The sequence below is a fragment of the Flavobacterium ajazii genome, assembly GCF_010614725.1.
GTDB lineage: Bacteria > Bacteroidota > Bacteroidia > Flavobacteriales > Flavobacteriaceae > Flavobacterium > Flavobacterium ajazii.
Window position 1 is genome coordinate 1 of record NZ_JAAEHL010000021.1, and the last position, 7,870, is coordinate 7,870.

The 7,870-nt window shown below is 34.7% G+C and carries 8 protein-coding genes; 7 read left to right on the forward strand and 1 reads right to left on the reverse strand.

Translation table 11 applies throughout. From position 1 onward, the window contains the following. From GWR14_RS23520 to GWR14_RS23530, 3 genes are all read left to right on the forward strand, one after another. Positions 1-708 (forward strand): RHS repeat domain-containing protein (locus GWR14_RS23520; protein ID WP_317165173.1); only part of this gene is annotated, 708 nt, incomplete at its 5' end. 63 nt (positions 709-771) lie between these two features. Then, the gene (locus tag GWR14_RS23525) at positions 772-1,461 is read left to right on the forward strand and encodes a toxin-antitoxin system YwqK family antitoxin (RefSeq protein WP_246236382.1); all 690 of its coding nucleotides are present in this window, start codon (positions 772-774) and stop codon (positions 1,459-1,461) included. Next, complete coding sequence (locus GWR14_RS23530) at positions 1,458-1,913, forward strand: hypothetical protein (RefSeq protein ID WP_163411589.1); 456 nt, start codon at positions 1,458-1,460, stop codon at positions 1,911-1,913. Before GWR14_RS23525 ends, GWR14_RS23530 begins: the two co-directional genes overlap by 4 nt. 160 nt (positions 1,914-2,073) lie before the next feature. On the opposite strand, the gene GWR14_RS23535 is transcribed toward GWR14_RS23530, so the two are convergent. Next, positions 2,074-2,415, reverse strand: coding sequence for a helix-turn-helix domain-containing protein (locus tag GWR14_RS23535; RefSeq protein WP_163411590.1), 342 nt, complete (start codon positions 2,413-2,415; stop codon positions 2,074-2,076). Between the two features lie 156 nt (positions 2,416-2,571). On the opposite strand from GWR14_RS23535, the gene GWR14_RS23540 reads away from it, so the two are divergent. The 4 genes from GWR14_RS23540 (at position 2,572) to GWR14_RS23555 (ending at position 7,014) form a co-directional block, all read left to right on the forward strand. Beyond that, a complete protein-coding gene (locus GWR14_RS23540) occupies positions 2,572-2,799 on the forward strand; it encodes a SymE family type I addiction module toxin (protein WP_163411591.1) in 228 nt (75 codons plus the stop codon). After that, positions 2,796-5,096 (forward strand): CHC2 zinc finger domain-containing protein, encoded by a 2,301-nt coding sequence (locus GWR14_RS23545; protein WP_163411592.1) that lies wholly within the window; start codon positions 2,796-2,798, stop codon positions 5,094-5,096. The genes GWR14_RS23540 and GWR14_RS23545 overlap by 4 nt, the downstream gene beginning before the upstream one ends. Before the next feature lie 197 nt (positions 5,097-5,293). After that, positions 5,294-6,157 (forward strand): tyrosine-type recombinase/integrase, encoded by an 864-nt coding sequence (locus GWR14_RS23550; RefSeq protein ID WP_163411593.1) that lies wholly within the window; start codon positions 5,294-5,296, stop codon positions 6,155-6,157. Next, positions 6,154-7,014, forward strand: coding sequence for a tyrosine-type recombinase/integrase (locus GWR14_RS23555; RefSeq protein ID WP_163411594.1), 861 nt, complete (start codon positions 6,154-6,156; stop codon positions 7,012-7,014). The genes GWR14_RS23550 and GWR14_RS23555 overlap by 4 nt, the downstream gene beginning before the upstream one ends. The last annotated feature ends 856 nt before the right edge of the window (positions 7,015-7,870 follow it).

Here is a 7,870-nt window from a genome sequence, read left to right on the forward strand (position 1 = left end):
AAGTATAAGTTCCAAGGTCAGGAGCTCCAAGACGAGCTGGGACTTGGTTGGTACAATTACAAATGGAGAAATTATGACCCTGCCATTGGTAGGTTTATGTGTATTGACCCTTTGACTGAAAAATATGAGGATTATACTCCATATCAATTTTCTTCAAATCAACCAGTTCATGCAAAAGAGCTTGAAGGATTAGAAAGTTCAAATGATTTAAATAAAAAGACTCCTACGCAAAGAGCGTATAATCCAAAAACTGGTAATACTGATTTGGTTAAATTGGTAGTCTATGCTACAGCTGACTTCTTAGAAAGTATAAATACATATGTAAGAGAACAGGAAGAGCCAAGCAATAAAGAAATAACGACTACCGCAACTTCTAAAAAGGGTGGAGGTGAAAACGAAAAATCAACTGGGAAAAAAGTTGGAGATAATATTAGTGCTGATGCATTTCTTGATGGTGCTCCTGGTGCAGCAAAAACAGGAAATAATCTTAAAAGTAATAAAGACATAATGAAGGCATTTGCTGATTTACGTAAATTATCTGATAAAGTAGATAAAGCAGAAAAGAAGGTTCAGGAGGCAATTAAAGAGAACGCAGGTAAAAAAGAAAAGGCTTCTGATATGGTTCAAACAGTAAATGACCCTAAAAATCCAAATAATAATCAGTATGTTCGTAGAGATGTTTTAGAAGCACAAGAAAAAAAGAAATAATGAAAAGAAAATATATAATAATATTCGCTATACTACTTTGTCTATTAGTTTTGTTTTTTTTTTTTGAAAGATGAAAAAGTCTATACTTATGAAGAATATAGTTCTTCTGGAAAATTAATAAGTACAAATGAATATGTGATTAGAGACGGTAAGTCGGTTCAGCAAGGAAAATTTGTGAACTATAATGAAAAAGGAATTAAAATAGCCGAAGGTAATTTTTTAAATAACGAACCTAATGGAAAAAGCATCTATTATTTTGACAATGGAAAATTAGAATCCATTCAGTACAAAAAAAACAGTAAAATTATAGAAGAAAGTACTTTTTACAATACTAATGGTTTAATTAGGAAATATATTATGTATAATGATATTGGAGAACCTTATTTTATTATAAGCTTTGATGAAAAAGGAGTAAAAGAATATAATGGTACTACAATTAAAGAAATTTATCAATCTAAATTTTCTAATAAAGAACAATTTTTTAAAATAGGTGATGTTTTAAGATATGGTTATATTCTTGCCAATATCCCAAATGCAAAATGCAATTTTAAAATAACAAATATGAATTTAGATGACTTAAAAGTTAAAAGAGACATCAAACATTTACCTCCGACTCAAATTGAAGTTCAAGAGATTTTAACTAAAATTGGAAAAAATACAATTAAAGCAATAGTAAGTTATGAATTTGAAGATAAAATTACTCCAACAATAAATGATACTATTTCTTTTGAGATATATGTAAATAAAAAATGATAGTGGTTTCAAAATTTGAAAAGCTTTACCTTTTAAGAAACATTTTTTTTCCAATTATTTGTATTGGTCTAAGTATTTTGTTAATAGATGTTAAGATGTATTATAAAAAAGATGCGGATGTCACTTTTCCTGTCACTTTTCTTTTGATAGTTGGGTGTTTAGTTTTATTTTATAACTTAAATTCAATTTATAAACTCATTTTAGAAGAAAAAACAATCATAAAAATCTACGTTCTATCAAGAAGGAAAGAAAGTATTCCTTATACATCTATCAAAAGTTTAGACAAAGAATTTATAGATGGTTCTCATATTTATGAGGTTGGTCAAATTACTCCTGGGTATTACGATTATAAATTTAGTCTGGAAGATGATAAAGAACTGATTATATCTCCATCAAATTTTAAAAATTATAAACAACTAATTACAGAAATTAATCTACGTTGTGGTTGGTAATGTATCAGATGTATTGGTGGTTAATTATTGCATCTAACATTTACAAAAAAAACCGATAGGCAGAAATGTTTTCTGTGCCGGCAAAGAGAATCGACAAAGCATATAAAAAAAAGAAACCTCGCAAAATTGCGAGGTTTTTTTGTGTTTATAAATAAGAATGCTACTCTACATTAGCAAATGCTTTTCTGGTTTTGAAATCCCTAATATAAGTGTCGATTAAATCGTACAATGTCTGTTTTTTACTTTCCTCCAAAAGTTCCAGTTCAATAATACGTTCTAGAGTTCTTTTATCAAAAGAAGTTTGACTGGTCTGCCCAACCAAATAATCTAAAGAAACACCAAGAGCATCTGCAATTTTTTTGGCAGCATCAATAGAAGGAACTGCTTCACCTCTCTCGTATTTACCAATCATAACCCTAGAGACCTGACTTTTTTCAGCCAAATCACTTTGTGAGAAACTGTTTTTGTCTCTTAGTTGTGATATAATAGTACCAGTGTTCATGTCTAAAAAGGGATAAAAGTTAATATTATTGATGTTAAAAAGCAAATTTAAGAAATTATAAGATACAAAAAAATCGAATAGGATTTGTCTGATTGAAAACAATTAGATACATTTGTATCTAATAATAACAAGAGTTTTTTTTTATATTTTTTCATTATGACTTCTAAAAATCCCAAACAAGTCAAGCTTCAGCCCAAACACAGAGCCTTAACCTATGGATGTAAAAAAGTTCCGTGGTTAAGCGTGAGCGGAGTATGGCTTGAAGAATTAGGATTTAAAGCCGGTGATATGGTGAGAATCCTAACGAGCGAAAAGCAGTTAATCATAGAGCTTATAGAAAATCAAATCCCGGAGAAGCAACCCCTGAAAAAACGCAAGCAATGACCATAGCCGAAATCAAAGAAAACCTAAACCTGTCAGTTGTCTTAGCGCATTACAATTTAACGCCCAACAAAAACAGTATGCTGTTGTGTCCGTTCCACGATGATAAAACCCCGAGTTTACAGGTAAGTTTAGGTCAAAACCGTTACAAATGTCACGCTTGCGATAAAAAAGGTGATGTGATCCAGTTTGTCCAGGATTATGAAAAACTAACCAAACACGAAGCCTTAAAAAAATGTACCGCAATGATAGGAACCATAACGCCAATACAAAAAACAATAGTAAAGCAAGAGCCAAAAACAACGGCAATAGTAAACACTTACTTCCTTGAAAAGATGTTTTTAAGTTTTAGAAAAGGTTTGTTGTGCAGTGAACCGGCCAAAGAATATTGCCAGAGCAGAAATCTGGATTTTGACAAATTAGAAGTTGGTTTTAATAGCGGGCAGTTCCATCACGGAGCAAGAAAAGAAGAACAGTTGATTAATGATGCTTTGCAGTGCGGACTGCTGACACAGGCAGGAACCAACAGCAGAACAGGCGGACAGGCTTACAAACCTTTTGGAAATAAATCAATCTTGTTCCCTTTAAAAAACAAGGAAAACCAAATCGTATCATTTTACTTTAGAAGCACGATAAACAATGAAAATGCAAAGCATTTTTATCTTAAGAACCGACAAGGTTTATACCCCAATTACCCAAACCCGGACACCAAGAAATTACTATTTACAGAGGCTATAATCGACACAGCGAGTTTATTACAAATAGACGAAATCAAAGAGAATTACACCCTATTAACTTGCTATGGAACCAATGGACTAAACGACGAAATCTTAAACGCTATCAAACCATTAAGACAATTAGAAGAAATCATTTTCTTCTTTGATGGAGACAAAGCAGGAAACGAAGCGGTAAAAAGGTATGTTGAAATAATCCGAGAGTTACACCCAAAAATAAAAATAAGCGAGGTAGAAACACCAAAAGATGAAGATATTAATAGTTTAATCCAAGGACACGAAAACGAAATCTTAATCCATTTAATCGAGCAAAGAAAAGAACTCCCCTTTTTATTTTCAATTGAAGATAAAAGTACTATTGAAAAAGAACCAGTACAGCCAAAAACTACTGCAGAACCAAAACCCAAACAACCCATTTTAGAAAACACCATTGATATTTTAAAGCAAAATAATCTACTGCAACAAATCAATAAATTAATCGAACAAAGCGGGATTATTGGAGAGGAAAACAGCCGATTATTGTTATTTATCATTGCATCAAGTTATAAAACCAAACAGCCCTTACACGCCATCGTACAAGGAAGTTCAGGAAGCGGAAAAACCCATTTAATCAGCAAAATAGCAGATTTAGTACCGCCTGAAGATGTTTTACGATTTACAAGAATAACAGAAAGCAGTTTATACAATTGGGGAGAATATGACTTGGTAAACAAACTATTAATCATTGAAGATCTGGACGGATTAAAAGAAGAAGCGCTTTTTGCCATGCGGGAATTAATCAGTAACCAAAGGTTATCCAGCTCGGTATCCATCAAGGATAAAAAAGGCAACATCAAGAGTACCAAAAAAGAAGTAAAAGGCATTTTTAGCAGTCTGTCAGCCACCACCAAAGGCGAAATCTACGAGGACAATATGAGCCGGAGTTTTTTGTTGGCGGTAGACGAAAGCCAGGACCAAACTGATAAAATCATAAACTATCAAAACAAGCGCATAGCCGGAGAAATCAACGAAACCGAGCAGGAAAAAGCCAAAGAACAATTACAAAAAATATTAAGAGCTTTAAAAACAGAAGAAGTACAAAACCCGTATGCCACTCAAATACAACTACCTGAAAACGTACATAAAAAACGAAGGTTAAACGAAATGTTCCAAAGCATTATCAAGCAAATAACCATCATCAATCAGTACCAAAGAAACACCAATAACGGTAAAATAATCACTCAAATAGAGGATGTAGAAAACGCAGTAGAAATACTTTTTGAAAGCATCATCCTGAAAATTGACGAGTTAGACGGCAGTTTAAGACAGTTTTTTGAAAAGCTGAAGAAGAAGTTCAAGACCGATGATTTTACACGTTTTGAAGCCATGGAAACCACAGGATTTAAAAAGACACAATTACAGCATTACATCAATCAATTGGTACAACTGGAATACATCAAACAATTTGGACACGGCAACAAAGGCTATAAATATAAAATCTACCACTTTGATGATATCCAAAGTGTTAGAAAGAAACTCAAAGACCATTTTATACAACAGATTAAACAACTCAATCCTAATCAATAATTGCCAGCGGTGGCTCACCGCCCGAACACTAACGAACACTAACGAACACTAACGAACACTAACGAACACTAACGAACGCTAACCGAACACCAAACGAACACTAGATTTTCAATAAACCCAACAACCATCAACTATAAACCAAAAACTTTGTCTAGCGTTCGGTCGAAATAAAAAGTACAACCTCAAAAACGTAATAGATGATAATAGAAGATACCATAAATGACTTTAGGAGAGAACTGAAAGGCTTGGGATACAGTAAAACGGCAGTAGATAATTATCCAAAATATGCACAAAAACTATTAGAATATACCAAAGAAACTGCTCTAAAAATAACCGACCAGCATATAAAAAACTACTACGAATATTTAAAAGTCAAACCAAGCAGAACAACAAAGAAAATCATCAGCCAAAGCCATATTTACAGCCAGTTATTAGCCATTAAACTCTATTTTGAGTATCTGGAAAGAACCAAAACTATCAAACGAAATCCTTATACTTTACGAATAAAACAAACTGCCAAAAACGAACGAATAGTATTGAGTCAGGAAGAAATTAAATTACTGTATGAAAGCTGTCTGAATATCGTGGAGAAAACAATATTACATCTGTGTTATGGCTGTGGATTACGAAGAAATGAAGTAGAATTACTGAACCTGAAAGATGTAAACTTTGAACAAAAACTACTCTTTATCAGGAAAGGAAAAGGTAAAAAACGCAGGGTAATACCACTTACAGAAGCTATTGTAAAAGACTTAAGCAAATATTGTAATGATATTGAAATCTACCGAAAAGAAACTCAGGAAAGCTTTTTAATCAGCAGTTTAGGAACTCCAGTAAAAGGAAGTACAATTTATAAAACCTTTAAAAAAGTACTCCAGAGAACCCAAAGCTTAAAGCCTGAAAACTATTGCCTGCACTCGCTTCGCCACAGTATCGCAACACATCTTTTAGAAAATGAAATGTCAATCGAAATGGTCAGGGATTTTTTAGGGCACAGCCAACTCGTATCGACACAGATTTATACCCGAATTAATTTTTTAAAAACAAAATTACATCAATGAGTATAGAAGAATTTTTAAGACAAAGTTTAATGCAAAGTTCTGCCCAAAGTTATCTTTACGACATCAATACCTACAAGAAGAACAATAAAAATGCAGACAAATATGACTATGGGAAAGTAATGCAATACATAGAAATATTGCGCAATCAGCACAGCGTAAGCAATGTAAAAAGAGTAATCGCCTCTATCAAAAAATATTACGATTATTTAATTGAAACAGGCAAAAGAAAAGACAATCCGGCAAGAGCCATCAAAATACGGGACGGTAAGGAAAACCCAATCCAATTGCAGGACTTATTTACCGAAAAAGAGTTGCAAATACTGCTAGTTCCAAGAATAGAACGCTATCCATTTTTAACCAAAAGGAACAAAATAATAATAAGTTTATTGGTTCATCAGGCTTTACGAATCGGAGAAATAGAACAGCTAAAAGTAACCGATATTGATCTAGAAAAAGCCACAATCCAAATAACCGAAACAGGAGTTACCAACGCCAGAAACTTACCTTTAAAAGCCGAACAAATCCTTTTGTTGTATGAATTTATCAATCAGGACAGAAACAAGCTAAAAACGTTTAGAAATGACCAAAATGCTTTATTGCTGGGCAAACTTGGAACTCCGATAAGAAAAGAAGATATTGATTATCTGATTACTACCTACCAAAAGCAATCCAAAAAGAAACTAACGGCAACAACCATCAGACAAAGTGTAATAGCCAATCTGTTAGCCAAGAATAACGACCTTAGAATCGTACAGCATTTTGCAGGACACAAAAGTCCGGACACTACAGAAAAATACCGTCAAACAGGATTACACGCACTAAAGACAGCCATCGAAAAATTGCATCCCATCAAATAAAAATAGGTTTAAAAAAGAACAATCGGAAGCAAAAAAGCGGTCTCCCTCCGGTCGCTTCCTTTGTTCCGCTGGGCTGTTCCAGTCGGCTGAAAAAAGCCTCCGTTCCACAGTCCACTCGTCAGCATAGCACCTGCCAGCCTTGAAAAAAGGCAGGCAGTTACTACGCTTCCTCGCCCCAGTCTCCACACGGTCGCTTCCTGCGTTCGTCGGGGCTACTACATCCACAATACCGCTTCATTACGTTACGCTCCGCTACACTTCATTCAGCCGTATTTGCGTCTGTCGCCCCTTGTTTTTTCAGCGGTTGCTCATTCGCCCAGCCATCGGGGTTGCCCCACTTCGTTCTGCATTGGATTAAGGAACGCTGACGCTGACTTGTATTTTTTCCCCGCCGTTACACGCTCGCATCCCTTCAGCCCAGAAAAAGGGCTTCTCGGTCTGCGGTGGCTGTTCGAGGCCGCAACACCGCGTGGCGCTCCTCGGTATTGTTCCGTGAAAAACTCCACAATCCCTGCGGTGCTTCGGGGTGTTAGTTGAACCGCATAGTTCAGTCGCCACAGGGCTATGCTCATTTTTTTGGAAGAATGCCAAGGGATTTTTTTTTCAATTGAAAATTAAGGAAGGCATCCTTCCAAAAAAATCGAGCGCACGATTAAAGACAATCAGCCGAATTGGTTTTTGAATTTAAACATCTGGTATTTTTGGAAATCATAATCGATAAAAGAACGGAATCTTTTTTTTCAATTGAAATAAAAAGCTATTTTTGAAGCACGTTCTTACAAAAAAGGTCTTGCTCGCGGGAGCTGAAAACAGACGCTCGGGCGAGGCAAAATATTGAGCAGGCGCATACAAGTAT

What these genes read in the sequence shown, in the direction of transcription:
- GWR14_RS23530 (WP_163411589.1), top strand. Translation starts at nt 1,458, where the DNA reads ATGATAGTGGTTTCAAAATTTGAAAAGCTTTACCTTTTAAGAAACATT.
- GWR14_RS23535 (WP_163411590.1), bottom strand. Translation starts at nt 2,415, where the DNA reads ATGAACACTGGTACTATTATATCACAACTAAGAGACAAAAACAGTTTC.
- GWR14_RS23540 (WP_163411591.1), top strand. Translation starts at nt 2,572, where the DNA reads ATGACTTCTAAAAATCCCAAACAAGTCAAGCTTCAGCCCAAACACAGA.
- GWR14_RS23545 (WP_163411592.1), top strand. Translation starts at nt 2,796, where the DNA reads ATGACCATAGCCGAAATCAAAGAAAACCTAAACCTGTCAGTTGTCTTA.
- GWR14_RS23550 (WP_163411593.1), top strand. Translation starts at nt 5,294, where the DNA reads ATGATAATAGAAGATACCATAAATGACTTTAGGAGAGAACTGAAAGGC.
- GWR14_RS23555 (WP_163411594.1), top strand. Translation starts at nt 6,154, where the DNA reads ATGAGTATAGAAGAATTTTTAAGACAAAGTTTAATGCAAAGTTCTGCC.